The organism is Clostridium sp. TJA032, from assembly GCF_058310275.1.
Map to the genome: position 1 here is coordinate 165380 of NZ_JBZEFB010000004.1, position 26417 is coordinate 191796.

The window sequence follows — 26417 nt, forward strand, 5'->3', positions numbered from 1 at the left end:
TATAGAAAACACACTTTGATATAATTAAACATAGTCTATTTTTTATTGTTCTTATTTTAAAATTAGACTATTTATAAATCTAGAAAGGTGGTTATTTTTTGAGTACTTTTATGTTAAAAAACTCAGCCACTAAGTTTACTCCTGTTAGTAATGTATTTTTAGAAGAATACATGCCTAAAGCTCGTGGAGAATTTATTAAGGTTTATTTATTATTGTTAAAATATAACTTCACAGGAGAACCTGGAGTTAACTCATCAATTTTAGCAACAAACCTAAACCTTTTAGAATCAGATATAATGAATGCTCTTAACTATTGGCATGAAGAAGGTGTTATAAAACTAATTCCTATAGATAAAATGAATAACTTTAAAATAGAATTCTTAGATTTATCAGAAGGGACTCACTCATCAAGTCAAAACTCAGTTGATTTGCTTTCAGCACTTGATGAGAATAATACCAAGGATATGCTAAAAGATATAGAAAAACTTATATGTCGTCCCTTATCAACTAAGGAAATGACAACATATCTTTCTTGGCAAACAGAGCTTAATTTCTCTTCTGAGCTTATATTAATACTAATAGAGTATTGTGTATCTAAGGGAAAAAAAGATGTTAGATACATAGAAACTGTGGCTCTTAGCTGGCACAATGCTGGTATAAAATCAATAGAGGAAGCCCAAGCTTATATAACTAAAACAGAAGATAAATGGGTTAAGATAAGAAAAATTCTAAAATATTTAGGAATCCAAAATACAGAAATAATGAAACCTCAAGAAACTATGATGGAAAAATGGCTTTTAACTTATAATTTTTCTGTTGAATTAATTTGCAAAGCTTGTGATATATGCTTTGAACGCTTAAATAGAGCTGATTTTAAATATATAGATGGTATATTAAGTAAGTGGTTTAAAGATGGTATTAAAACTCTTGAAGATGTAGCAAAAAAAGATGTTAAGAAAAACTCTAATTCTTCAAAAACATTTAGTAGACCTAATATAAATAAGTCATCTGTACATCAAAAGAAACCTGCTAGGCCAGTAAATTTCACGCAAAGAGATTATGACTATGAAGAATTAGAAAAAGAATGGTTGGGATGTGATTTAAGTGATTAAAGGCTATAAATCAAAATTAATGGATATTTATGAAAATACACGATATAATGAAAAATTAGAATTACAAAAAAGAAGAAACGAAATAAAACAAACTTTACCAGAAGTTTTAGATTATGAAAAAGAAATAGGAAAACTATCCTTAAAACTTTCTATCTTAGCTTTAAATAATTTAGACGAATCTAAATTTAATGATTTGAAAAATAAAATTCAACGTTTAGTAAAAAATAAAGAGAATTTACTTCTTGAAAATAATTATCCAAAAAATTTTTTAGAATTACATTACAAATGTCCTAAATGTAAAGATACAGGTTATATAGGTTTACAAAAATGTAGTTGCTATCAAAATAATCTTATAAAGATATATTATAAAAACTCACATATGGAAGATGCATTAAAAGAAAATAATTTTTCTAAATTTGATTTAAATCTATTTTCTCCAATACGTGATGAGAATAATTCTATGTCTCCTAGAGAAAATATGCAATGGATAAGGACTCAACTCGAACAACATTACTTAAAAGATTTTAATTTACATAATAAAAATCTTTTTTTATATGGTAAACCTGGTACAGGAAAAACATTTATCACGTATTGTATTTCTAAATATTTATTAGATAATGGATTCTTTGTAGTCTATAGAACAGCAGATGAATTAATGCAAAATCTCAAAGATATAAGATTTAATAATAATTCAGAGTTAGAAGATTTATTAATTAATTGTGATTTATTAATTATAGACGATTTAGGTAGTGAACAAATTACTGACTTTTCTACTACAGAATTATTTTCTATATTAAATAAAAAATTACTATTAAATAAAAAAATGATTATATCAACTAACTTAAATGTCGAAGAATTAAGCCAGTATTATGCTGAAAGAATAATGTCTAGAATTATAGGTAATTTTACTCCATTTAAAACTTATGGTGTAGACATAAGAAAAACTAAAAAACTAAAAAATAAAAAATAAAAAATGCACCTTATCTTCCTTAAAAGATAAGGTGCATTTTTAGCATAAATAAATTAAACTTTTATTCTATTACAGAATAAAAAAAGAACTTCAGTTAAACTGAAGTTCAATTTGGAGCTGATGATCGGACTTGAACCGATAACCTGCTGATTACAAGTCAGCTGCTCTGCCAATTGAGCCACACCAGCATATGGCGACTCAGAAGGGGCTCGAACCCTCGACCTCCGGCGTGACAGGCCGGCACTCTAACCAACTGAGCTACTGAGCCATTAAAAGTTTATGGTGGTCGCAACAGGGATCGAACCTGTGACCCCCTGCTTGTAAGGCAGGTGCTCTCCCAGCTGAGCTATGCGACCGTAATATGGTGACCCCTAGGGGAATCGAACCCCTGTTACCACCGTGAAAGGGTGGTGTCTTAACCGCTTGACCAAGGGGCCAAAACTGGCGACTCAGAAGGGGCTCGAACCCTCGACCTCCGGCGTGACAGGCCGGCACTCTAACCAACTGAGCTACTGAGCCATTAAAAACTTTTATGGTGGTCGCAACAGGGATCGAACCTGTGACCCCCTGCTTGTAAGGCAGGTGCTCTCCCAGCTGAGCTATGCGACCGTAATATGGTGACCCCTAGGGGAATCGAACCCCTGTTACCACCGTGAAAGGGTGGTGTCTTAACCGCTTGACCAAGGGGCCAAAAATGTGGCGACTCAGAAGGGGCTCGAACCCTCGACCTCCGGCGTGACAGGCCGGCACTCTAACCAACTGAGCTACTGAGCCATTAAAAGTTTTATGGTGGTCGCAACAGGGATCGAACCTGTGACCCCCTGCTTGTAAGGCAGGTGCTCTCCCAGCTGAGCTATGCGACCATGTTGGTGACCCCTAGGGGAATCGAACCCCTGTTACCACCGTGAAAGGGTGGTGTCTTAACCGCTTGACCAAGGGGCCACATTAACTCTTAAAACCACATCATTTTGACCAGTTTTAGCTTTAAACTAAATTTGTTTATTTTGTTTTTGTCTTTCGCTCTTGGCGACCTGACAAGGTCTATAATACCCAAAAATTAAAGTTATGTCAACAGTTTTTTTAGTTATTTTAAGCTATTTATAGCTATTTAATAAAATTATTTTTCAATTTCTCTATTTTACTCAAAATTACTCTATTTTTCTATTTTTTTGACTATTTTTTTATATATACTTAATTGTCTTTCTCTCCAATTTATTTGATTATTTAATTTTTCTATATTAAAATAGCACATTTCAATGAATTCTGTATCTTCTAGAACCTTTATATTAAATTTATAGCTATTTTCTTTAAAATTTCTTCCACTTGCTTCAATTTTTATGGGATATCTCCCATTTAAATACACAAGTATATCTTTATCCCAAAAGCCCTTTCTACTTGTTATTTTAGTAAAATCATTTAAAACCACTAAAGAATTTACCTCTTCTATAGCTTCCTCTATAGAATCTATTATCCCTTTATAAAATAAAGCTGAAGTACCTCTATTTATTTTTATTTTTAACAAATCAGTATGTTTTTTAATTATCTCATCAACCTCTCCCTCTGAAACTAATTCTCCATCAATCATTTTAAATGTTTTTATTCCTGAATTATTATTATAATCTACTACAACTTGGTCATAATTCATTCTTCTTATTTTTAATTCTGTATTATATCCTTCTAAGATTTCATTTGTAATTTTAAATTTCATAAATAAACACCTCCTGTAATATTATTTCTCACCAAATAAAATAATATTACCTTTCATTTTTTCTCTTTAAGTATCTATAAACACTTAAATGTGATACAATTCAAGTTTAGAAATGTTATGATAAAAAATATAATAAATTTTAAAATTATTTGATTATTAATAGATAAACTTAGAAAGGAGAATTTTAAAATTATGATATATCATGATGTAGTTATTTTAGGAGGTGGAGCCTCTGGTATGACAGCTGCAATTACAGCTAAAGATTTTGGTTTAGATGTTGCTATAGTTGAAGGAACTGATAGAGTCGGTAAGAAAATTCTTACTACTGGAAATGGAAGATGTAATATAACAAATTCTTTAATTAGTTTCCCTTATAAAAATTTTCATAGTGAAAATGATGGATTTTTTATAAAAACTTTAGATAAATTTTCTGTAGAAGATACTAAAGCATTTTTTCTTAATTTAGGATTGCCTTTTGTAGAACTTGAAAAAGGTAAAAATTATCCACAATCGCTTCAGGCCTCTTCTGTTTTAGATATTTTAAAAATGGCTTTAGAAGAAAGAGAAATACCTATTTACACTTCCTATAAAGTAAAATCTATAAGTAAAGCAAAGGGGAAATTTAAATTATCCACAGGAAATGAAGAATCTCCTGTGATTAAGTGCAAAAAATTAATAATGGCTTGTGGAGGAAAATCCGCCCCTAAAACTGGTTCAGATGGTTCTGCATATAATCTTGCTAAAAATTTTGGTCATTCTATTATTGAACCTAATCCAGCTATAGTGCAGTTAAAATTATCTCATAATAAACTTAAAGCTTTATCTGGAATAAAATTTAATGGATATGCTGAAGTTTTATGTAATGGTGAAAGTATTAGAAAAGAATTTGGAGAAATTCTTTTTACAGACTACGGAATCTCTGGCCCTCCAATATTACAAATATCTAGAGAAGCATCTTTAGGTTGTTTTAAAGGAAAAGATGTTAAAATAATTGTTGATATGATGCCTGATAAATCTTTAAAAGAACTAGAAGATTTTCTTGAAGGGCATTTTGCTATATTCTCTTGTAGAGAAGTTATAAATTCTCTTATAGGTATTATTAATAAAAAAATGATACCTGTTTTGTTAAGGGAGGCTGGTGTAGATAATTTACATAAACCCTGTTATAAACTTACTTGGAAAGAAAAAAAGAACTTAATAAAGCTTATGAAATCTTGGGAGTTTAAATGTATAGGAACAAATGGCTTTCAAGCAGCACAGGTAACTACTGGAGGAATAAACACAAAAGAAGTTTATCCTGAAACTCTCATGTCAAAGTTAGTTGATAATTTATATTTTTGTGGCGAGATTTTAGATGTAGATGGAGATTGTGGTGGCTTCAATCTTCAATGGGCTTGGAGTTCTGGCTTTAACGCTGCACTTTCTTGTACTCTTTAATTTTTAATATTTTTTTAATTTTATTTTATAAAAAATCCTTGGTATAACTAGGACTTAAATTCCTAGACATACCAAGGATTTTATTAAAATTCTTTTTTCCAAATAGTTTCTATAGATGCTGAGTTTTCTCCCGAAGCTTCATTTACAATCTTATATAAACATTTATATCCTTCTTCAATTTCATCCCATTGACATATAATATTTACATTTTCTCCAAGTCTAACTTCTTTTTCATATTTTATTTTAGCTGATATAAGACTATAATCATCTAAAATACATTCTGGAGTAGCTTCCATTGTCCATTCTAAATATTTAGTATTATTAACATGTTTGTTAAAATCTATATCACTTCTTCTTACAGATATTAGAGCTTCTAAATCTTCTCTAACTAACTTTTCTACTTTAGTTGACTTTAGTTCTACTTCTCCACAATCACTCATGTTTATTAGTTCACAGTACTCTTTAGGAATTCTTACTGCTTTACGCTTTTCTAAGTCTATTAGTAAAAATATAATTTTACCCTCTGCTAGAAAATTATTATTCTCATCATATATCTTGTAAACTCTAGAGGCATAAAACTTTTTTATTCCTTCTAAGTAAGTTTCTACTTTAATTTTACTTCTATACTTTATAGGTTTTTTTATATCTATTGAATAACTATAAATAATCCAACTTAATTTATTTTCTTTTAAATATTTAATTCCCTCATGAGCTAGTTCTTCCTCATGAATTGAGGATATATCTCCAAAAATTTTCATAAGTGATACCATTTTTATGTTTTCATTCACATCTGAATCATAATATAAAACATCATATGTTTTAAAAAAATTGTTCTTACCCATAATAATTCTCCTAAAATAATTTTAATACCAATAAGTTTCAGCTAAAGTTATTAATTCTCCATCTTCATTTTCAACTTTATGAAGAACTTTTATTCCTTCTTCACCCTTAACTATTTTTGATTTTATAATTACATTATGACCATATGTAATTTCTTTTTCAAATTTTATTTTAATTTTTTCCATTCTATAATTTAAAACTATTTTAACTGGAACTGTCTCTAAAATCCATTCTAAATACTTAATATTACTTACATGTTTATTTAAATCAATGTCTAAATATCTTACATGAAAGCTCATATTTATGTCTTCATTTTCAAACTTTTCAAAGCTTAATTTTTTTCTTATCAAATTTGATGAATTCTTGTCCACTCCATGAATTTCATATTCTTTATCACTTATTCTAGCTGGTCTTCTAGTTTTCTTATTTATTAAAAAAGCTAGTGCATTAGCCCTTGCTAATAAATTTCCTTCCATATCATAAGCTTCAAAAATCCTATTAGAGTAGAATTTTCTAATTGATTCAACATATGTTTTAATTTTTATTTTTTCTCTATATCTTGCATATCTCTTTATATCTATTTCATAGTCAAAAAATACCCAAGTTGTATCATTATTATTGTCTGTATAATTCATTGAATTTTCTTCTTCTTGACACAAACAACAATCAGAAAAGAAACCCATCATAGATGTTATTCTACATTCTTTTCTTCCATCAGTCTCTCCATAAGTAACTTCATAAACTTTTTCATAAGCTTTCCCCATTTTAATCACTCCTTATTTGGAAGTATATCAAATAGAAAAAAACCTTTCAAATAATAAAAAAGCTACTAAAATATGTATTTTAGTAGCTTTTTCTTTATAAATATATCAATACAAACAATTTGTGATGGATCTTATTTAAAGTATCTGTTTAATAATCCTTCGAAAGCTCTTCCGTGTCTAGCTTCGTCTTTACACATTTCGTGTACTGTGTCGTGGATTGCATCTAAGTTTAATTGTTTTGCTAATGTAGCTAAGTCTTTCTTACCTTGACATGCTCCATGCTCTGCATTTACTCTTGCTTGTAAGTTAGCTTTTGTATCAGCTTCTACAACTTCTCCTAACATTTCAGCGAATTTAGCAGCATGCTCTGCTTCTTCGAAAGCGATTCTCTTATAAGCTTCTGCAACTTCTGGGAAGCCTTCTCTATCAGCTTGTCTTGACATAGCTAAGTACATTCCTACTTCTGTACATTCTCCAACGAAGTTAGCTTGTAATCCTTCGATTACTCTTTCGTCAACACCTTTAGCAACACCGATTCTGTGCTCATCAGCAAAAGTTAATTCTCCGCTTTGCTCTACGAATTTATCAGCTCCAACACCACATACTGGGCATTTTTCTGGTGCTTTTTCTCCTTCATAAACATATCCACATACTGTACAAACAAATTTTTTCATAATTTATTCCTCCTACAAAACAAACAATTTATCTAATTTCAATTTATATCATAATTAAAAAGTCTTATTATTATTTATTGATGTTTACTCATCAACCTTATGTCATTATTATATAATAATAATTATTATTTAGCAATAGTTATTTTTAAATTTTATCAAAAAATTTTTTTAAACTATAAATAATCTTTAATAACTCATTTAAAACAAAAATAAGAAGTACTTAAATAGCACTTCTTATCTTAAAAGAACCTAAAATTAATATTCTATGTTATTTATAGCCTCAATTAAATCATCTAAGTTTATTCCATGAACTATTGCAGCTTCTTCTAAAGTTTCTGCTTGAGCTGATGGACATCCTACACATCCCATACCAAAACTCATTAATACTTCAGCAGCTGTTGGAACTTTTCTTATAACTTCACCAATTGTCATGTCTTTAGTTATCATAATAAAACTACACCTCTCTTAATTAAATCAAAACTTATATCAATAATTATACTCTCTATAAAATTCAAACACAAGCGTTTCACTCTGAATTATAAATATAATAAATTATATATAATCTTCTATATTTAATTTTTCTATTATATCTTTAACAACTACTCTGTCTGGCGGATTAACTTCTTCTAATGAAGGAATTTCATTTTTATAAAAAAATACAGCATCTGCACTTTCTTCCTCATCTAATTTAAGCTCTCCGCTATAATCATTGCTAACAAATATAGATGAAGCATTATAAATTTCATCTCCATTAGGGTACTTATTATAACACTCTTTTCCTGAATAAACATTAAATAAGTTTAATGAGTTAACCTTAAGTCCTACTTCTTCAAAAGCTTCTCTAATAGAAGCCTCTTGAAAACTCTCTCCAAGCTCTAGGCTTCCACCTGGAAGTCCCCACTTATTGTTATCAGTTCTTTTTTGAAGTAATACTCTTCCTTTTTTATCAATTAATATAATTCCAGCTGAACACATTATAAGTGGTCTATGTGGGTTAGGAAGTTCTTTTCTTAAATCCATTATATATCCCATACAATTCTCCTTTAAAACTCATAATTTTAAAAATATTATACCCTAAAATAAAAAATAGCTTAAGATTAAATATTCTTAAGCTATTTCAAAATAAATATATTTAAAATTTATTAAAGTTCTTCTCTTACTCTTATAGTTTGATTTCTCTTTGGTCCAACACCAACTATAGAAACCTTTGTTCCAGTAAATTCTTCTATTCTTCTTAGATAAATTTTAGCATTCTCTGGTAGTTCATCATAACTTCTTGCATTAGCAACTTCTTCTCCCCAACCATCGAACTCTTCATATACAGGTTTACATCTTGCTAAATCTTCTAAACTTGCTGGGAAATAGTCTATAATGTTTCCATCTAACTCATAACCAACACATATTTTTATTTTATCTAAGCCAGCTAATGTATCTATCTTAGTTACTACTAATGAAGTTAATCCACAAACTCTTGTTGTAGTTTTTAATATAACAAGGTCTAACCAACCACATCTTCTTGATCTTCCTGTAGTTACTCCATACTCATGTCCTTTTTCTCTTATCCAATCACCAGTTTCATTTTCTAATTCTGTTGGGAATGGACCTTTACCAACTCTTGTAGTATAAGCTTTAGCTATTCCAACTGCATTAGTTACCATATTTGGACCTATACCAGCTCCACTTGCAACTCCACAAGAAGTAGTATTTGATGATGTAACATATGGATAAGTTCCATAGTCTATATCTAGAAGCATTCCTTGTGCTCCCTCAAATAGTACATTTTTATCTGCTTGTATAGCATTGTATATTTCAACTGATGTATCTTTAACATATGGTCTTAATCTTTCAGCAAAAGCCATATATTCATTATAGATTTCATCAAAGTTTAACTCTTCTCCACCTAATAATTTGATATATCCATTTTTCATTTCTATATTTATTCTTAATTTTTCAGCAAAAGCATCTTTGTGCATAAGATCACAAACTCTTATTCCTGATCTTTCATATTTATCAGTATAACAAGGTCCTATTCCTTTACAAGTAGTTCCTATGTCATTTTTTCCTCTTGCTTTTTCTTTTAATTTATCTAAAGTTATATGATATGGCATTATAAGATGTGCTCTATCACTAACTATTAATTTTTTAGGAGTTACCTTTACCCCTAAATCTTCTAAATAATCTATTTCTGTAAATAGTGCTTTAGGGTCTACTACAACACCATTTCCTATTACGTTTAACTTCTCATCATGTAATATTCCTGAAGGTATTAAGTGTAACTTATATTGTTTGTCTTCAACTTCAACTGTATGTCCAGCGTTATTTCCTCCTTGGAATCTAACAACTACTTCCGCTTCTTCTGCTAAGTAATCTGTCATCTTTCCTTTTCCTTCGTCTCCCCATTGAGCTCCTAATACAACAAATGCTGACATTTTTATTTCCTCCTCATAAAAGAACATTAACATTCTTTTTTATAAACCATAGCGGTTAATTATCATTTAAAACTTAGACAATGTTCGTATTTATGACTGTTTAAGCCTTAAACTCTATTGCCCTATACCATATTAACAGAGTAAAACTCTTAGGTCAAGGCAAAAAACACGAATATTTTTACATATTTTCTGTTATATAGTTCATACATTTTAATTATATTAAATAAAAATATATTTAATTATTAAAAAAATAAAACTTCATATCTTTAATTTTCCCATCATACTTATTCTTATCAATAAATTTATTTTTTAATAAATATTTTTCTATTAATTTTTATAAAATTAATAGAGCTTATTTTTTAAATTTCATTTTTAAAATGTTATACTATAGTTAATAAATCGTTAAAAAATTATAACATCTTAAACTTTATTAAAAAGGAGAATAAAACTATGAATACTTATGGTGTTTTTGATATTCTTGGTCCTATTATGATTGGTCCTTCTAGTTCTCATACAGCAGGTGCTGCTAGACTTGGTAAAGTAGCAAGAGTAATATGTGGAAAGCCAATAAAAAAAGTAACTTTTCTTTTACATGGTTCCTTTGGAAAAACATATAGAGGTCATGGAACAGATAAGGCTTTAGTAGCTGGAATTCTTGGAATGGAGCCTTCTGATACAAGACTTAGAAATTCTTTAGAAATAGCAAAGGAAAAAAATATTGATATAAAATTTGAAGAAGCTGATTTAGGAGATGTTCATCCTAATACAGTAAAATTTATAATTGAAGATATATATGGAAACTTTCATGAAATAGTAGGTTCTTCTATTGGTGGGGGAAGCATAAAAATAACTGAAGTTAATGGTAATGTTGTTGAATTTACAGGAGAATATCCAACACTTATAATTTCTCATAAAGATGTGCCAGGGGCAGTATCAAAAGTTACAACAATAGTTTATGAGCATAACATAAATATAGCTTTTATGAAAGTGTTTAGAACAGAAAGAGGAAAAGCTGCAAGAATGGTTTTTGAAATGGATAGCCCTATTACAAAAGATATAATTAATGAAATAAAAAAAGTTGAAGCTGTAGAAAAGCTAATTGTTATAAATCCAGTAAAGGAGGATATATAAATGATTGCAAGAAACGGTTCTGAACTATTAAAAATATGTAATAATAATAATTTTTCTTTAGCTGAATATGCCATTGTGCAAGAAATAGAAAACAAAAATTGTACTAGAGAAGAGGTAATAAAAGGCATGGAAAAAGTTCTTCAAGTAATGAAAGAAGAAGCTAATGAAGGACAAGAAACTAAAATTTACTCTGTTAGTGGTTTAATTGGAGGAGATGCCTATAAACTAAAAAAATACTTAGAAAAAGGAAACACCTTAACTGGAGATGTTATGGTAGGTGCTATGGCAAAAGCATTATCTTGCTCAGAAGTAAATGCTTCTATGGGAAGAATAGTAGCTTGTCCAACAGCAGGTTCTTGTGGAATAGTTCCAGCTGTTATTCTAACTGTTGGAGAAAAATTAAAATTAAATGATGAAGAACTTATAAAAGGATTACTTGCCTCCTCTGCAGTTGGAATGATAATTGCCCAAAATGCTACTTTAGCTGGTGCTGAAGGCGGTTGTCAAGCTGAATGTGGTTCTGCAGCAGCTATGGCCTCTGCTGCAACAGTAGAAATGATGGGGGGAACTCCTGAAATGGCTCTAGATGCCGCTGCAATAGTATTTAAAAATATACTTGGATTAGTATGCGACCCTATTGCTGGATTAGTTGAAGTACCTTGTGCTAAAAGAAACTTTGCAGGTGCAGTAAGTGCCTTAACTACAGCTGATTTAGTAATGGCAGGTATTCATAGTAAGATTCCCTTTGATGATACAGTTGAAGCTATGTATAGAGTAGGTAAATCCCTTCCTGCTTCATTAAGAGAAACAGCTCAAGGTGGCTTAGCAATTACTAAAACAGGTTTAAAATTAAAAGAAAAAGTTTTTGGTAAAAACAAATAAATGAAAAAATAGCATATATATTTTATATATGCTATTTTTTTCAGTAAATTATTGACATTTATATATAAGTTAAGGTAATATTAACTTGTAATAACATCATTACTTTATTATTACTGGTAATGACAACATTATAACTAGGGGTGAGATTTATGGAAAAAATTTTTGGTTTTACACAGGAAGAATTAATTAATTTAAAAGCAAACTATACAGCTAATGAAATATATCAACAACCAAAATTATGGCAAGAAACTTTTGATATAATCAAAAAAAATAAAAATGAAATTAAAGAATTTTTAGATGAAAATTTAAATAAACATAATCTTAAAATAATTTTAACTGGTGCTGGAACCTCCGCTTATGTAGGAGATACTATACATCTTTATTTATCTAAAAAGCTAGGTAAAAAAGTTTATTCTATACCAACTACTGATATTGTATCTAATCCAGATGATTATATAGATGAAAAAGGTCATACAATTTTAATATCTTATGCTCGTTCTGGTAATAGTCCTGAAAGTGTTGGTACCTATAATTTATTTGAAAAAAAGGTAAAAAACTTATCTCATATAGTAATAACCTGTAATAAAGAAGGGCATTTAGCTAAAAAGGCTAAAGAAAAAAAAGGAAACCTTGTTTTATTAATGCCAGAAAAATCTAATGATAAAAGTTTTGCTATGACTAGCTCCTTTACTTGTATGGCCTTAGCTACTTTACTTTTATTTAATATAGATAATCTAGAAGAAAGCAAAAAAATTCTTGAAGAATTAGTTAAAAACGGACAAGCTTCTCTTGATAATCAATGGAAAGACGCAAAAAGAATTTCTGATATTAACTGTGAAAGAATTGTTTATTTAGGTTCTGGTCCATTAAAAGGATTATGTAATGAAATGGCACTAAAAAATCTTGAATTAACCTCTGGTAAACAAGTTACAGTTTGTGAATCAGTTTTAGGATTTAGACACGGTCCTAAATCAATAATAAATGATAATACCTTAGTGGTTATTTTATGTTCTTCTAATGATTATACATCACTTTATGATTATGACTTAATTAAAGAAATTTATAATGACTTAGGTAATCAAAAAATTGCTATTTTTAGCTATTTGAACAAAGAAAATTTAAAAGACATTTCTCATGAATATATAACAACTAATGGTTCTAAATTAGAAGATACCTTTATATCTTTTTATTATATATTACTTGGACAAATGCTTTCACTTTTCAACTCCTTAAAACTTGGAATTTCACCTGATAATCCAAGACCTGATGGAACTGTTAATAGAGTTGTTAAGGGTGTTATAATCCACGAATATAATGATTAATCTATGAGAGGTGTTTTTTATGAATAATATAAAATCTACAAAGGATATGCTTTTAAGAGCTAAAAAAGGTAATTATGCTATACCTGCTTTTAACATACACAATCTAGAAACTTTTCAAGTAGTTGTTGAAACTGCAGCTTCACTTAAATCACCTGTAATAATAGCAGGAACTCCTGGAACTATAGATTATGCTGGTCCAGATTATATAGTAGCCATGGCTTCTGTAGCTTCTGAAAAATATGATATTCCAATAGCAATACATTTAGACCATTTTGAAAAACCAAGTCTTATAAAAGAGCATATAAAAACTGGATTTAAATCCTCTATGATAGATGCCTCTCATCTATCTTTTGAAGAAAATATAAAAACTGTCTTAGATGTTGTAAACTTTGCTCATAAATATGATGCTACAGTTGAAGCTGAACTTGGAAAATTAGTTGGCGTTGAAGATGACTTAATTGTAGATGAAAATGAAGGTGCATATACAGACCCTGATGCCGCTTTAGAATTTGTTGAAAGAACAAATATTGACTCTCTAGCTATAGCTATAGGAACAGCTCATGGATTATACAAGGGAACACCTAAACTAGATTTTGATAGATTAATTAAAATAAAAGAAAAAGTCTCTGTACCTTTAGTTTTACATGGTGCTTCAGATGTTCCTGATGAATTAGTAAAAAAAGCTATAAGCCTTGGTATATGTAAAGTTAATGTAGCAACAGATTTAAAAATACCTTTTTCTAATGCAGTTAAAGAATATTTTATTGCTAATCCTAAAGCTAATGACCCTAGAAAATATATGACTCCTGGGAAAGAAGCTATGAGAAAAATAGTTGAGCATAAAATACTTCTTTGTGGTAGTAATAACAAAGCTTAAAATAAAGAAGAGACATATTAATATGTCTCTTCTTTTATTAGTCTTCTTCTAAAACTACAGTATATTCAAATTTATCTCCTCTTGAAACACTTACTGTATATTCTATAACTCTTTCGCATTCAAAAGTAATTCTTTCTATTTTCATAGCTGCTGTATTTTCTTTAACATTTAATAGCTTAGAATCACCTTCTGAAATTAATATTGGTTTAAAACTCTCCTTAGCCTTTGTTAAATTAACATTATAAATTTCTCTAAAAATGTCATACATAGGTCTTTCTTTAAGCCATTGTTCTTTTAAATCAATAAATCTATTTTGAGGCAAATAAGTACATTCCACCATCATAGGTGTTTCATTTGCTATTCTAAGTCTAATAATTTTATATACAAAGGCATTTTCATAAATACCTAAATTTTTACTTACCCTTTCACTAGCTTTAATTAAATCAAAGGATAATATTTGAGAAGAAGGCTTTTTGCCTAACTTTTTCATCTCCTCTGTAAAGCTATAAAACTTTAATAATTGTTGTTTATAAATTTTAGGAGATACAAATGTTCCTTTTCCTTGAATTTTATAAACATATTCTTTTCTCTCTAAATCTCCTATAGCTTGTCTAGCAGTAGTTCTACTTACATTATACTTTTCACAAAGTTCTCTCTCAGAAGGTAATTTATCACCTTCTTTAAGTTGTCCACTATTTATAAGGTCAATTAGCTCTGTCTCTAATTGGTGATAAAGTGCTATACCCCTGCTTTTTTTAAACATTCTTCCACCCCTAAATCTAATAATACTATTTATAGTGTTATCATATTTAGTATTTTTTTTCAATATTTTTATACTCAAAGTACAAATTCAAAATAAAGGCTATTAATTTAAATTGCTTTAATTAATATTTATCTTCGCCTTTAAATCTAAGGATATACCAAACTAAAAATATAGAAACTAAAATTAATAAAATAACTTCAAAAATTTTCATAAAACATTAAACCCTATTAACTTATTTTATTTTCTGTAATTGTATAAAATTAAAAATTTTATACATAGAAACAATTCAAATAAAAGAATATTTATTAAACTTTATTATCTAAATTATTGTTAATAATCCCCTAAATATTATTTGTATTATTATATGATTTGAAAAATTGAATAATACTTTTGATAATATTTTTTTGTTATATTATTTACATAGTTGATAAAATAAAAAGCCCCTAGAAAAATCTAGGGACTCTTGTAGGAGTTTTATTATGTTTTGTTTGTGTTTATTGTATTTGTTTGTCTTTTTTCAGTTCATGAATAATAACCAATCTTCTAATTGATAATGATTATCATGATTAAAGTATATATGTTTTTTTATTTTTTGTCAATAAAAACATTACATTTTTTTAGATTTTTTTGAACACTTCTTCATAGCATTCATAACAGAACTTCTAAACCCTGTTTCTTCTAATTCTAAAACAGCCTCAATTGTTGTCCCTCCAGGAGAGCAAACATTATCTTTTAATTTAGCAGGATGTTCTCCTGTTTCTAATACCATCTTAGCTGAACCTAAAACTGACTGTGCAGCTAATTTATATGCTTTTTCTCTACTTATACCTTCTCTTACTGCAGCATCTGCCATAGCTTCTATAAACATATAAACATAAGCTGGTGATGAACCACAAAGAGCTATGAACCCATGAAAGTCCTTTTCACTTAATACTTCTGACTTTCCAAAGGCATTAAATATATCCATAATTTCTTTTAATTCTTCATCACTTACTAACTTATTAGGGCAAATAGCACTCATAGCCTCTCCAACTAAAGCTGGTGTATTTGGCATAGTCTTAACTATTTTTGTATCCTTTTCAAACCATTTTTCAACATCACTTAAATTAATTCCTGCTGCTATAGTTACAATAGTTTTATTTAAATTAATACAATCTTTAATTTCTTTTATCACTTCTTTATACATATATGGCTTTACTGCAAGGAATATAATATCACTTTTATTACAAACCTCTTTATTATCAAGAGTTGTATTTATTCCTAATTGATTTTCTATTCTTTTTGCACTTTCCTTTCTTGAACAGGAAGCTATAATATTTTCCTTATCTACAATGCCAGACTTTAGTATTCCTAAAACCATAGCACTTCCCATGTTACCACAACCTATAAATCCTATCTTTTTATTCACAAATATCCTCTCCTTTAATAAAGATATAATTTACTTTATAAGTAATATTATTTAAAAATATAATCACTTAATTATTATATACATTTTAATATAGTGATACCAATAAATTTAGGGTATATCAAAAATGATATACCCTAAATTTATATATTCTTATGAATAGCTTCATAATCTGCAAATTTACTATATTGTCCAAGCCATGCAAGTTTAACAGTCCCAACTGGACCGTTTCTCTGCTTTGCTATTATACATTCTCCAACATTTTTATCTTCAGTTTCCTTATTATAATACTCATCTCTATACAAAAACATAACAAGGTCAGCATCTTGCTCTATTGAACCAGATTCTCTAAGGTCAGATAACATAGGTCTATGGTCTGCTCTTTGCTCCGGTGCACGTGAAAGCTGAGATAAGGCTACAACAGGACATTCCATTTCTTTAGCTATAGCTTTTATGTTTCTTGAAATTTCTGCAACTTCTTGTTGTCTACTTTCACCACTTCCACTCATAAGTTGTAAGTAGTCAATTAAAATAAGGTCTATTCCATGCTCCATCTTCAATCTTCTACACTTAGACCTCATTTCCATTATAGAAACCCCAGCAGTATCATCTATGTATATTTTAGCTGAAGCTAAAGGACCAGATGCCTTAGCTATATTATCCCAGTCCTCTGGAGTTAACTTACCTGTTCTAAGACTTAACATATCAACATTAGCCTCTGAACATAATAACTTATAAGCTAACTGTTCCTTGGACATTTCTAAAGAAAATATAACAACGCTTTTTCCCTCTCTCAATGCAGCATGTTCAGCTATATTAAGAGCAAAAGTTGTTTTTCCCATAGAAGGTCTAGCAGCTATAAGTACCATATCACCCTTTTGAAATCCTGAAGTCATTTCATCTAAATCTTTAAAGCCAGAACCAACTCCTGTAAGCTCTCCTTCATTATTAAATATAGCTTCAATTTGCTCAAATCCTCTTTCAAGAACAACACTTAAAGGTTCAAAATCATTTGAAGACCTTTTTTCAGACAAATCAAAGATTTTTTTCTCTGCAGAATCTATAACTTTTTCTACATCTTCTTGATTGTTATAACAGTTTTCTATAATTTCTGTAGAAGATTTTATAAGTCTTCTAAGGGTAGCTTTTTCATCAACTATTTTTATGTATGACTTTATATTAACTGTACTTAAAACAGAGGCACTTATTTCAGTTACATAACTTATACCCCCAGCCTTTTCTAATCTATCCGTAGCTTTTAAGTATTCTAAAAGAGTTAATTGATCTACTGCTTGATCTCTTTGATACATCTCAATTATGCTTTGAAATATTACCTTATGAGCATCTCTATAAAAAGAATCTTTATTTAGTGTTTCTGCCGCTTGAGCTATTGTTGTCTTATCTATTATCATTGCCCCTAAAACAGATTGTTCAGCTTCTATACTCTGTGGCAAACTTTTCATAACTGGTGCTTCCATCCTCTTTTTTTCTCCTCCTTTCCTTTAAATAATTTTCTAATATCATTAAAAGTTTATAAGATATTTTATATCTTATAAACTTTTATTAAGCTTTTTATTATATTATAAACACTTAAGTTATTAACCAATATATCTCAATTATGTTCTCTTATTTAAATTATAATCAAGATATAATACCCGTAATTTAATTTATTAATTAAAAGTAATATCAATAAAGTTAAAAATAAATTCTATTTAATTATATTGAAAATAATCCATAGATAATTTTGCTTTATCACAATATATATAATACATGAAAACTAATGAAAAACCTATAGTTTTATTTATAACTACATATATTTATAACTACATAAAAAAAGAAAAAGCCCTAAAAATAAATTTAGGCTTTTTCTTTCTTTTAATTAAAAGCTATTTCCATAAGTTCTTCTATAGAGCTTACAGCTTTAACTTCTATATCTTCTAATCCCTTAGGAATTTCATTTTCATTATCTTTAGGAACAGTTACTAACTTAATTCCTTTTCTTCTAGCTCCGTATATTTTTTCAAATATACCTCCAACAGGCTTGATTTTTCCTCTTAATGAAATTTCACCAGTTATAGCTAAATCTTGTCTTATTGGCTTATCTAATAAAGCACTCATTATACATATTGTAATAGCAGCTCCTGCTGAAGGACCATCTATCTTTCCTCCACCAATTACATTAACATGTATATCATAATCACTTATATCTTTATCAGTTAATCTTTTTATAACTGATGCTGCATTAAATACAGAATCTTTAGCCATTGAACCTGCAGTATCATTAAATCTTATTTTTCCTGCACCTTTTTTCTTAGCTTTAAAAGCAGTTGCTTCGATTTCTATTGTTGAACCTAAAAATCCTGAAACTCCAAGTCCATAAACATGACCAACCTCTTTTTCTTCTAAGTTTTCAATTATTTCATATGGCGTAAATCTTCCTATGCTTATAACTTCATTTAAATCCTTTGATGTTATCTCTAAATCTTCTGGAATTTCACCATCTAATCCATAAATAGCATGCCCATAAGCATCAGCTAAAATATTTACAGCTCTTCTACCTTCTATAGTATAAGATGCTATTTTCTTTTCTAATCCTTTTTCTAACTTAACGTTAAGTTTTTTAGCTGCATTTAATACTATCTTTTCAATATCCCTAGATGATAGTGGTTCAAAATAAACTTCTGTACATCTTGAACGAAGAGCAGGATTTATATCTCCTGGTTCTCTAGTAGTTGCTCCAATTAAAACAAAGTCTGCTGGCGCACCTTTTTCAAAAAGATATTTTATATATTTAGGTGTATTCTCATCATCTGGGTCATAGTAAGAAGAGGAAAATTCAACTCTCTTATCTTCTAAAACTTTTAAAAGTTTATTTTGAAGTATCTCGTCTAATTCTCCAATTTCATCTATGAATAATATTCCACCATGAGCCTCAGTAACTAAACCTGGTTTAGGTTCTGGAACACCAATTTCAGCCAAATCTCTTTTACTTCCTTGATATATTGGGTCATGTACTGAACCTAAAAGTGGATTTGTAATTTCTCTTGGGTCCCATCTTAAAGTTGTACCATTTACCTCTATAAATTTTGATTTATCATCAAAAGGAGTTGATTTTAATTTTTTAGCTGTTTCTAAAGCAATTCTTGCAGCTGTTGTTTTACCAACTCCTGGTGGCCCATAAAGTATTATGTGCTGTGGATATGGTGAAGCTAATTTTGAAAGAAGTGATTTTATAGCTCTTTCTTGCCCAACTACTTCTTCAAAAGAATCAGGTCTTAATAAAGACATTATATTTTTATTTGGAACTTTTTCATCTAATTCTTCAAGTTCTTCAAGTTTCTTTTCTGTCTTTGCATTCTCTGGACCTTTTTTCTTTTTCATTATGTTTACTCTAAGTTCATCAACATACTTTTCTTGCTTCTCCATTAAGAACTGTTCAACTTCTTTTTCTATTTTATTTTGAACATATCTTCTTGCAATAGCATCTGATATCATAGCACAAACATCTTCTAAAGCTTCATTTATATTTTCTTCAGTTGGAATTTCACTTAATCCCTTACCCTCTGAAACAATTTTGCTTAATCCATAAAGTTTTTCATAAGGATTTACTGAATTTATATAATTTTGTACTTTAAATCTTATAACTCTTGCTCTGTATGCACCTTCATCTAATATATTATTTATTATATCTTTTAAGGCTTCAACTTGAGATTCTACTCCAAGTTCACTATTCATAACCTCTTGTAAAACCTCTAATTCTTTAATTGATTTCAAAATAGAATCCTCCTCTTATTGAACAGGAATAACCATAACCTTCATTTTTGTTGAAACTTCTGGATATAGTTTAACTTCTATGTTATAAGTTCCTGCAATTTTTATTGTATCCATAACAATTTTTTTCTTATCAACTTCTACATTGAATTGTTTTTTAATAAGACCTGCTACATCTTTGCTAGTTATAGCTCCAAATAGCTTTCCATTTTCTCCAGCCTTACCATCTATTTTTATAACCTTATCTTTTAAATCATTAGCTAAAGCTTGAGCAGCTTCTAACTCAGCTAACTTTTGTCTTCTTTCATTTTCTTTTTTATGATTTAATATGTGAAGATTATTCTCTGTTGCTTCTTGGGCTAACTTCTTTGGAAATAAAAAGTTTCTAGCATATCCATCTGATGCATTTATAACATCGCCTTTTTTACCTAATTTTTTAACGTCTTGAAGTAATATTACTTTCATTTTTTTCACCTTCCCTTGAGTTTTTTGCAATAGCTTCCTTAATTTTTTTAATAACTTCTTCTATAGTACTATTTTTCACCTTAGCTCCTGCCATGGTCATATGACCACCACCACCTAATTCTTCTAAGATAACTTGAACATTAATATCCCCTAAAGACCTTGCACTTATTGCAACATCTTCTCCTAATTTTATTAGTACAAAGGATGCTTGAATTCCAGTAATATTTAAAAGTTCATCAGCAGCTTGTGCAGCAACCACAGTATCCTTAATACTTTCTGGACATACTGCTATTGCAATTTTATTTTCTACTTTTGCAGATTTTATTACTTCTGCTTTTGCTATATAATTTTCTAAGTTATTACTAAATATCTTTTTAATCTCTACTGTATCTGCTCCTAATCTTCTTAAAAAAGAAGCAGCTTCAAAGGTTCTAACACCAGTTTTAAAAGAAAAATTCTTAGTATCTATATAAATACCTGCTAAAAGTCCTTCTGCCTCAATCCTTTTTAATTTAGGCTTATCTAACATGTATTGAACCATTTCAGTAACAAGTTCTGATGTAGAGGAAGCATAGACTTCTATATAGTTTAATAATGCACCTTTAATATCTTCAGGACTTCTTCTATGATGGTCTATAACAACCACCCTATCAACTAACTCTGTTAATTCTCTATCTAAGACATAGTTTGCACTATTAACATCTACAACTATAAGCAAAGTATTATCGTCTATATTTTTCTTAGCCTCCTCAGTAGATATAAAAAGATTATTATATTCTTTTTTTTCTTTAACCCTGTCTAAGAAAAACTCTATAGCATTAGTATCCTTTTCTAATACTATATTAACATTTTTTCCTAACTTCTTCACTACTGAAGCTAAACCAAAGGATGCTCCAAAACAATCCATGTCAGGATTTCTATGTCCCATTATATAAACTGTACTGCTTTCATAAACAAGTTCTTTTAAAACATGTGCAACAACCCTTGCTCTAACTCTTGTTCTTTTTTCAAGCTCTTTAGCATTTCCACCAAAGAACTCAATATTTTTTCCCGATTTAATAACTGCTTGGTCTCCACCTCTACCTAAAGCTAATTCCTTAGCTTTTGTAGCATCTTCTTGATTTTCAGAAGGAGTTTCTCCCCCTCTTCCAACACCTATACTTAAAGTTACCTCAATTTCATTTCCTAAGTTAATTTCTCTTATAGTATCTAGTATATCAAACTTTTTTGAAATTTCCTTAACAATAATTGAGTCATCTACAGATAGGATATATTTGCTATTATCATATTTTTTTATCATAGCATTTAAAGAATTCCCATAATTTTTTATTGTTCTCTCTATCTCAGCTATAAGTAATGGCTTTTTATCATCATCTATGGTTTTTAAAACCTCACTAAAATTATCTACTTCTAAAAGCATAACACTTTCTTTTGTAGCCTTCTTTAAATAAGTTACATCATTAAAAAATACTAAAAAGCATTCTCCATCTGACACCTCTAGTTTTAATGATTCACTATAGACCTCATAAATATTATTTTTTATCTTTATATTTTGAGAATTTTCTTTACCAGTTCTAATTATTTTATCTAAGGCAATACCTTTTATAACAGATACTAAATTATTTTCTAATAGTTCTTCATTATTTATAAGTTTACTAAATTTATGATTGTACCATATAATCTCTCCTGTAGAATTTAATATGGTAAGTGGAAAAATTAAATTAAAAATATTATCCTTAATTTTTGTATCTATATTTTCATATAACTTATCTATTTTTTCTTCTTCATTTTTTTCTTCTCTTAAAAAATTAGATATTTTATATATTAAATATGTCATATAAGCTAAAGACAATATTAAAGATATTATTTTTAAATTTAAATTCCAAAATAACAAGCACAATAAAATTACAAGCGCAAAGTAAGCTAAAAATTTATTATAATCTTTTAATATTGATTTCATTTTAACAGCCCCTTACTAAATATAAATATTAGTTATTTGCTTCTCTTTTTTATTTTCTCCTTAATATAACTTCCTAAACTATTTGGGTCTACTCCTCTTATATCAAGTAAAACATCTAAAAGACCTAGTATTCCTAATAATTGAGAAATAGACATAACTGCTAATATACTAATAAAAACCACAAAAAAGTTTGAAAACTTATATTTATATTTTAAAAGGTATGAAATTACAGCCAAGCCTTGAATTACTAACATGAAAAATAATATATTCAAGCTAAGCATATAAATACCTTTATTAATCGCAACCCCTTTAGTTACTAAGAATACAAGAATAATATTTAATAATACAATTAAGGCAATTAATATTGGATTAAAAAACCACTTTGAAAAAGGTGGTAAACTATTTAATTTAAAGCCTAATCTATTAATAATGTATTTTCCTACAATGTAAACTAAAAATGTTCTAATGATTATAGAAATCCCTAAGACTATAGGCATCATACTTATTATAAAATTTGCATCAACAGATTTCATAAGTTCTAACATTTGAGTATTAGCTTGGGCATTTCCCATCATTTGTTGAGTTAAGTTTGCTGTTTCATTAAACATTTCTACCATTTCATTCACATAATCTTGAAAACTAATTCCTGTAAGTGAAGAAAATAATAATGCTAATTCTATAAAGATTCCAACTGTATTAGCAATCAATAAACTTACAAAGGATTTTACTCCTGAAAACTTCTTCTTTACACATATTCCTAAAACTAATCCTGTAATACCATTTAATAAAGCTATTTGAATTCCATATAAAACTCCCATAAAAAGCCCAACTAAAATTCCACTAATAATAATATTACAAAGAGAAATTTTAAAACTATACTTTACATATAGTATAGCTATAGGAATTGGAATTACAAAGTTTATTATACTTCCTACTACAGGCAAAGTTGAAAGCATCATAAATATAACAGTTAAAGCAACCATAACACCTGCTTGAACTATAGGTTTACTATTAAATTTTTCTTCCATATGTTCCTCCAAAATAAACTATCTTCTTTCTTTTAAATGATTAAATAACTTAGTTAAGTTACCTCCTTGCTTTTCTAAACTATCTTCTTCAACTATCCCAATTTTTAAACTTTTTTTAATTGTTTCATCCACTTCTATGGCAGAATGACCTAACTTATCTGCTAAAATGTATAGTAAAATAATCAAAGATGCTATACAGTTTACTATGGCATCTTTAGCCACATTACTACCCCTAGTTAAAAGTGTAAATAGCTCTCCTAAAATACAGATAATTTGCGCTTTTATCTCTTCAATAATCTTTATATCCCCCATGATATTAAAATTATCTTTTTTCATATTACCCTCCCAATTTATACCCTTTTATTGTATATATTTATTTTATTTATTTTTTTAATCTTATGCAATAAATGAGAACTAAATTAAAATATAAGCTAAAATCTTAAAAAATTTATACTTATACCTTAGTTATATGTTTTATTAAGTATACCTTTAATACAATAAGTGTACAAATAAATTTTATTTAATCATAATATAATTAAATAAATATATAATAAAAAAAACCCCTGAAAATATCAGGGGTTTGCAACCATTACTCAGTTGTGAATGGTAATAATGCGATATTTCTTGATCTCTTGATAGCATCTGTTAATTGTCTTTGATGCTTAGCACAAGTTCCAGAAATTCTTCTTGGTAATATTTTACCTCTTTCTGTGATGTATTTCTTTAATTTAGCTACATCTTTGTAATCTATTGATTCAGCTTTATCAACACAGAATATGCAAACTTTTTTTCTTGCTCTTCTGAATTTTCCGCCTCTTTTTACGTTACTCATCACGATTTCCCTCCTTACCTAAATTATGAATTAGAATGGAATGTCTCCATCATCAATTGGTGTCATATCATCATTACTATTGAATGATGAATCACTAAATGAATTGTCTGGCATACCGAAAGAACCACCGAAATCATTTCCTGAACCAAAACCAGAGTTACCTCTTGCTCCGCCATTTCCTGAATCGATAAAGTCAAAACTTTCAACAACTACATCAGTAGTGTATCTTCTAGTTCCATCTTGAGCTTGATAACTTCCAGTTCTTATATTACCTGAAACAGCCAATTGTCTGCCTTTAGTAATATATTGAGCTATTGTTTCACCAGTTTTTCCAAAAGCTATGCAACTGATAAAATCAGCTTCATCTTTTTTGAATTGTCTATTTACAGCTAATGTAAATCTTGCAACTGCTGTACCGCTTCCTGCTGCAAATCTAAGCTCTGGATCTTTAGTAAGTCTACCAATTAAAACTACTTTATTCATTTACGACCACCTCTTATTGCTCTTCTTTAACGATGATGTGTCTGATTATTCCGTCAGTTATTCCAAATACTCTGTCTAACTCTTTTGGTAATTCTGGGTTAGCAGTGAAGTTGATTAAAGTATAGTAACCTTCGTTAACTTTAGCGATTTCGTAAGCTAATTTTCTCTTACCCCAGAAATCAACATTGTCAACTGTACCATTTCCGTTTTCTATAACACCCTTGAATTTTTCGATTAAAGCTTTAACAGCTTCCTCGTCTAATGATGGGTGAGCTACGAATATAGTTTCATATTTTCTCATCATTTACACCTCCTCCCTCTGGACTACGGCTATGCTCTAGCATAGCAGGGATTACAATTAAATATTCTAACATTAAAAGATGGTTATTGCAACCCTATTTATAAAGGTAAATTTAACTTTTATAAATTTAATTTTTAAAAAAATAATTACATAATTTCTTCTTCTGGTGCCATTGATTTTATAATCTTTTTCACACCTTTTTGAAATTTACTTCTTGGAAGCATAACAATTCTTAAACAGCCTAAACATTTTATTTTAATATCAGCACCAACTCTTATTATTTCCCATGAATCACTACCACAAGGATGAGTCTTTCTCATTTTAACTATATCACCAACATAAAATTTATTTATCAAATTAAATAACCTCCTATATAAAATATAAATTTAATTTATTATTATATCTTTTATATATTTCTTTTTATCTAAAGCAATCTTAATTTTATTTCTTATTTCTAATTCAATCTCTAAACGTTTCATTGATTTAACTTTTCCACTAATTTTAAGATTAACATTAGAACTTGTTATGTCTGTAATTCCCCAAACCTTTAAAGGTTCTGTTACATCTTCATTTTCTTTACTGTATAAATCACAGACAGAATTTATGGTATCTATTACCTTACTTACATCTTCATTATAGGAAATTCCAATACTAATTTGAACCCTAATATCTCCCCTACAATGATTAGTAACCATTCTTATCATTCCATTTGGTATTATATGTAGTGAACCATCATAATCTCTAATTTCCGTACTTCTAAGGCCTATAACTTCAACTACTCCACTTACTCCTTCAATGGTTACAAAATCTCCAACATTATATTGATTATCAAATAATATAAAAATACCATTTATAACATCTTTGACAAAACTTTGAGCTCCTAAACCTACAGCAACACCACCTATGGATGCAAAGGCCCAAGATACATTTCCAAATATAATAGATAATATTGTAGTTATACCTATAAAATAAACTGAATACATTAAAATACTCTTTAAAAGCGAGCCTAAGGTATTTGCCTTTCTAGTATCTAAAGAAAACTTAAAGTTTGTTTCTATTTGTTTTTTTACAGCTTTATCTATCAATTTACTTCCCACTTTAATTATTAAAGCCATAAAAATTAATATTACACATATTGTTATAAATTTTTTTAATAAAAAATCAATTGTAGATAAAGATATTTTTATTTTACCAAACTTAATCTGGTCAAAGTCAAAATTAATTCCTAGCAGACTATCTAATAACATTAATCCACTCCCTATG

Annotated in this window: 27 protein-coding genes and 10 tRNA genes; 7 read left to right on the plus strand and 30 right to left on the minus strand. The window is 28.7% G+C overall.

Going from position 1 to position 26417, the window contains the following annotated elements; genetic code table 11:
* The first annotated feature begins 98 nt into the window (after nt 1–98).
* Both AC4FRL_RS10175 and AC4FRL_RS10180 read left to right on the plus strand, forming a co-directional pair.
* Nucleotides 99–1112 carry a DnaD domain protein gene (locus AC4FRL_RS10175; protein WP_491140098.1) on the plus strand — a complete coding sequence of 338 codons (1014 nt, stop codon included), beginning with the start codon at nt 99–101 and terminating at the stop codon, nt 1110–1112.
* A complete protein-coding gene (locus AC4FRL_RS10180) occupies nt 1105–2082 on the plus strand; it encodes an ATP-binding protein (protein ID WP_491140100.1) in 978 nt (325 codons plus the stop codon). Before AC4FRL_RS10175 ends, AC4FRL_RS10180 begins: the two co-directional genes overlap by 8 nt.
* A 112-nt stretch (nt 2083–2194) precedes the next feature.
* Here the strand turns inward: AC4FRL_RS10180 and AC4FRL_RS10185 are convergent.
* The 11 genes from AC4FRL_RS10185 to AC4FRL_RS10235 all read right to left on the minus strand — a co-directional run bounded on the left by AC4FRL_RS10185 (nt 2195) and on the right by AC4FRL_RS10235 (nt 3790).
* Nucleotides 2195–2270, minus strand: a tRNA-Thr gene (locus AC4FRL_RS10185).
* Between the two features lie 3 nt (nt 2271–2273).
* Nucleotides 2274–2350, minus strand: a tRNA-Asp gene (locus AC4FRL_RS10190).
* Nucleotides 2351–2362: 12 nt separating this feature from the next.
* A tRNA-Val gene (locus tag AC4FRL_RS10195) sits at nt 2363–2438 on the minus strand.
* Between the two features lie 6 nt (nt 2439–2444).
* Nucleotides 2445–2519, minus strand: a tRNA-Glu gene (locus AC4FRL_RS10200).
* 5 nt (nt 2520–2524) lie between these two features.
* Nucleotides 2525–2601, minus strand: a tRNA-Asp gene (locus tag AC4FRL_RS10205).
* 14 nt (nt 2602–2615) lie between these two features.
* A tRNA-Val gene (locus AC4FRL_RS10210) sits at nt 2616–2691 on the minus strand.
* A 6-nt stretch (nt 2692–2697) separates the two neighbouring features.
* Nucleotides 2698–2772, minus strand: a tRNA-Glu gene (locus AC4FRL_RS10215).
* Between the two features lie 7 nt (nt 2773–2779).
* Nucleotides 2780–2856: transfer RNA gene (locus tag AC4FRL_RS10220), tRNA-Asp, on the minus strand.
* A 13-nt stretch (nt 2857–2869) separates the two neighbouring features.
* Nucleotides 2870–2945: transfer RNA gene (locus AC4FRL_RS10225), tRNA-Val, on the minus strand.
* Between the two features lie 4 nt (nt 2946–2949).
* Nucleotides 2950–3024: transfer RNA gene (locus AC4FRL_RS10230), tRNA-Glu, on the minus strand.
* A gap of 211 nt (nt 3025–3235) precedes the next feature.
* Nucleotides 3236–3790, minus strand: coding sequence for a hypothetical protein (locus AC4FRL_RS10235; protein WP_491140102.1), 555 nt, complete (start codon nt 3788–3790; stop codon nt 3236–3238).
* A 192-nt stretch (nt 3791–3982) separates the two neighbouring features.
* Between AC4FRL_RS10235 and AC4FRL_RS10240 the strand changes: the two genes are divergently transcribed.
* The gene (locus tag AC4FRL_RS10240) at nt 3983–5227 is read left to right on the plus strand and encodes a BaiN/RdsA family NAD(P)/FAD-dependent oxidoreductase (RefSeq protein WP_491140103.1); all 1245 of its coding nucleotides are present in this window, start codon (nt 3983–3985) and stop codon (nt 5225–5227) included.
* An 83-nt stretch (nt 5228–5310) separates the two neighbouring features.
* Here the strand turns inward: AC4FRL_RS10240 and AC4FRL_RS10245 are convergent, their stop codons facing one another.
* The 6 genes from AC4FRL_RS10245 to AC4FRL_RS10270 all read right to left on the minus strand — a co-directional run bounded on the left by AC4FRL_RS10245 (nt 5311) and on the right by AC4FRL_RS10270 (nt 9934).
* Entirely contained in the window at nt 5311–6069 is a 759-nt protein-coding gene (locus AC4FRL_RS10245) for an acyl-ACP thioesterase domain-containing protein (RefSeq protein ID WP_491140104.1), read from the minus strand.
* Between the two features lie 21 nt (nt 6070–6090).
* On the minus strand, nt 6091–6831 hold the full coding sequence (locus tag AC4FRL_RS10250; RefSeq protein ID WP_491140105.1) for an acyl-[acyl-carrier-protein] thioesterase: 741 nt from the start codon (nt 6829–6831) through the stop codon (nt 6091–6093).
* 131 nt (nt 6832–6962) lie between these two features.
* Nucleotides 6963–7505, minus strand: coding sequence for an NADH peroxidase (locus tag AC4FRL_RS10255; RefSeq protein WP_491140107.1), 543 nt, complete (start codon nt 7503–7505; stop codon nt 6963–6965).
* 255 nt (nt 7506–7760) lie between these two features.
* The gene (locus tag AC4FRL_RS10260) at nt 7761–7952 is read right to left on the minus strand and encodes a DUF1858 domain-containing protein (RefSeq protein ID WP_491140108.1); all 192 of its coding nucleotides are present in this window, start codon (nt 7950–7952) and stop codon (nt 7761–7763) included.
* Nucleotides 7953–8057: 105 nt separating this feature from the next.
* Nucleotides 8058–8537 (minus strand): NUDIX hydrolase, encoded by a 480-nt coding sequence (locus AC4FRL_RS10265; RefSeq protein WP_491140109.1) that lies wholly within the window; start codon nt 8535–8537, stop codon nt 8058–8060.
* Between the two features lie 110 nt (nt 8538–8647).
* Nucleotides 8648–9934, minus strand: coding sequence for an adenylosuccinate synthase (locus tag AC4FRL_RS10270; protein WP_491140110.1), 1287 nt, complete (start codon nt 9932–9934; stop codon nt 8648–8650).
* A gap of 450 nt (nt 9935–10384) precedes the next feature.
* Here AC4FRL_RS10270 and sdaAB point away from each other — a divergent pair, with 450 nt between their 5' ends.
* The 4 genes from sdaAB to AC4FRL_RS10290 all read left to right on the plus strand — a co-directional run bounded on the left by sdaAB (nt 10385) and on the right by AC4FRL_RS10290 (nt 14146).
* Nucleotides 10385–11065, plus strand: coding sequence for an L-serine ammonia-lyase, iron-sulfur-dependent subunit beta (gene sdaAB / locus AC4FRL_RS10275; protein WP_491140111.1), 681 nt, complete (start codon nt 10385–10387; stop codon nt 11063–11065).
* Nucleotides 11066–11947: an L-serine ammonia-lyase, iron-sulfur-dependent, subunit alpha gene (sdaAA, locus tag AC4FRL_RS10280; RefSeq protein ID WP_491140112.1), complete on the plus strand. Its 882-nt coding sequence runs from the start codon at nt 11066–11068 to the stop codon at nt 11945–11947. It begins immediately after the preceding gene.
* Between the two features lie 149 nt (nt 11948–12096).
* Nucleotides 12097–13269, plus strand: a complete 1173-nt coding sequence (locus AC4FRL_RS10285) for an SIS domain-containing protein (RefSeq protein ID WP_491140113.1) — start codon at nt 12097–12099, stop codon at nt 13267–13269.
* Nucleotides 13270–13288: 19 nt separating this feature from the next.
* On the plus strand, nt 13289–14146 hold the full coding sequence (locus AC4FRL_RS10290; protein WP_491140114.1) for a tagatose bisphosphate family class II aldolase: 858 nt from the start codon (nt 13289–13291) through the stop codon (nt 14144–14146).
* 37 nt (nt 14147–14183) lie between these two features.
* Here AC4FRL_RS10290 and AC4FRL_RS10295 read toward each other — a convergent pair whose 3' ends face one another.
* From AC4FRL_RS10295 to AC4FRL_RS10355, 13 genes are all read right to left on the minus strand, one after another.
* Nucleotides 14184–14909, minus strand: a complete 726-nt coding sequence (locus tag AC4FRL_RS10295; RefSeq protein ID WP_491140115.1) for a GntR family transcriptional regulator — start codon at nt 14907–14909, stop codon at nt 14184–14186.
* 607 nt (nt 14910–15516) lie between these two features.
* Entirely contained in the window at nt 15517–16317 is an 801-nt protein-coding gene (proC, locus tag AC4FRL_RS10300) for a pyrroline-5-carboxylate reductase (RefSeq protein ID WP_491140116.1), read from the minus strand.
* 140 nt (nt 16318–16457) lie between these two features.
* Complete coding sequence (locus AC4FRL_RS10305; protein WP_491140117.1) at nt 16458–17792, minus strand: replicative DNA helicase; 1335 nt, start codon at nt 17790–17792, stop codon at nt 16458–16460.
* Nucleotides 17793–18189: 397 nt separating this feature from the next.
* Nucleotides 18190–20088 carry a Lon family ATP-dependent protease gene (gene lonC / locus AC4FRL_RS10310; protein ID WP_491140118.1) on the minus strand — a complete coding sequence of 633 codons (1899 nt, stop codon included), beginning with the start codon at nt 20086–20088 and terminating at the stop codon, nt 18190–18192.
* Nucleotides 20089–20103: 15 nt separating this feature from the next.
* The gene (gene rplI / locus AC4FRL_RS10315; protein ID WP_491140120.1) at nt 20104–20550 is read right to left on the minus strand and encodes a 50S ribosomal protein L9; all 447 of its coding nucleotides are present in this window, start codon (nt 20548–20550) and stop codon (nt 20104–20106) included.
* Nucleotides 20522–22510, minus strand: a complete 1989-nt coding sequence (locus tag AC4FRL_RS10320) for a DHH family phosphoesterase (protein ID WP_491140121.1) — start codon at nt 22508–22510, stop codon at nt 20522–20524. The genes rplI and AC4FRL_RS10320 overlap by 29 nt, the downstream gene beginning before the upstream one ends.
* 32 nt (nt 22511–22542) lie before the next feature.
* The gene (locus AC4FRL_RS10325; protein ID WP_491140122.1) at nt 22543–23538 is read right to left on the minus strand and encodes a YybS family protein; all 996 of its coding nucleotides are present in this window, start codon (nt 23536–23538) and stop codon (nt 22543–22545) included.
* Between the two features lie 18 nt (nt 23539–23556).
* Complete coding sequence (locus AC4FRL_RS10330) at nt 23557–23874, minus strand: MazG-like family protein (protein ID WP_491140123.1); 318 nt, start codon at nt 23872–23874, stop codon at nt 23557–23559.
* A gap of 253 nt (nt 23875–24127) precedes the next feature.
* Nucleotides 24128–24370, minus strand: a complete 243-nt coding sequence (rpsR, locus tag AC4FRL_RS10335) for a 30S ribosomal protein S18 (RefSeq protein WP_003451020.1) — start codon at nt 24368–24370, stop codon at nt 24128–24130.
* 30 nt (nt 24371–24400) lie between these two features.
* Entirely contained in the window at nt 24401–24853 is a 453-nt protein-coding gene (locus AC4FRL_RS10340; protein WP_491140124.1) for a single-stranded DNA-binding protein, read from the minus strand.
* A gap of 13 nt (nt 24854–24866) precedes the next feature.
* Nucleotides 24867–25154 carry a 30S ribosomal protein S6 gene (rpsF, locus tag AC4FRL_RS10345; protein ID WP_003479405.1) on the minus strand — a complete coding sequence of 96 codons (288 nt, stop codon included), beginning with the start codon at nt 25152–25154 and terminating at the stop codon, nt 24867–24869.
* Nucleotides 25155–25300: 146 nt separating this feature from the next.
* Complete coding sequence (locus AC4FRL_RS10350; protein WP_491140125.1) at nt 25301–25510, minus strand: DUF951 domain-containing protein; 210 nt, start codon at nt 25508–25510, stop codon at nt 25301–25303.
* Nucleotides 25511–25540: 30 nt separating this feature from the next.
* On the minus strand, nt 25541–26401 hold the full coding sequence (locus AC4FRL_RS10355; RefSeq protein ID WP_491140126.1) for a mechanosensitive ion channel family protein: 861 nt from the start codon (nt 26399–26401) through the stop codon (nt 25541–25543).
* Between the last annotated feature and the right edge of the window lie 16 nt (nt 26402–26417).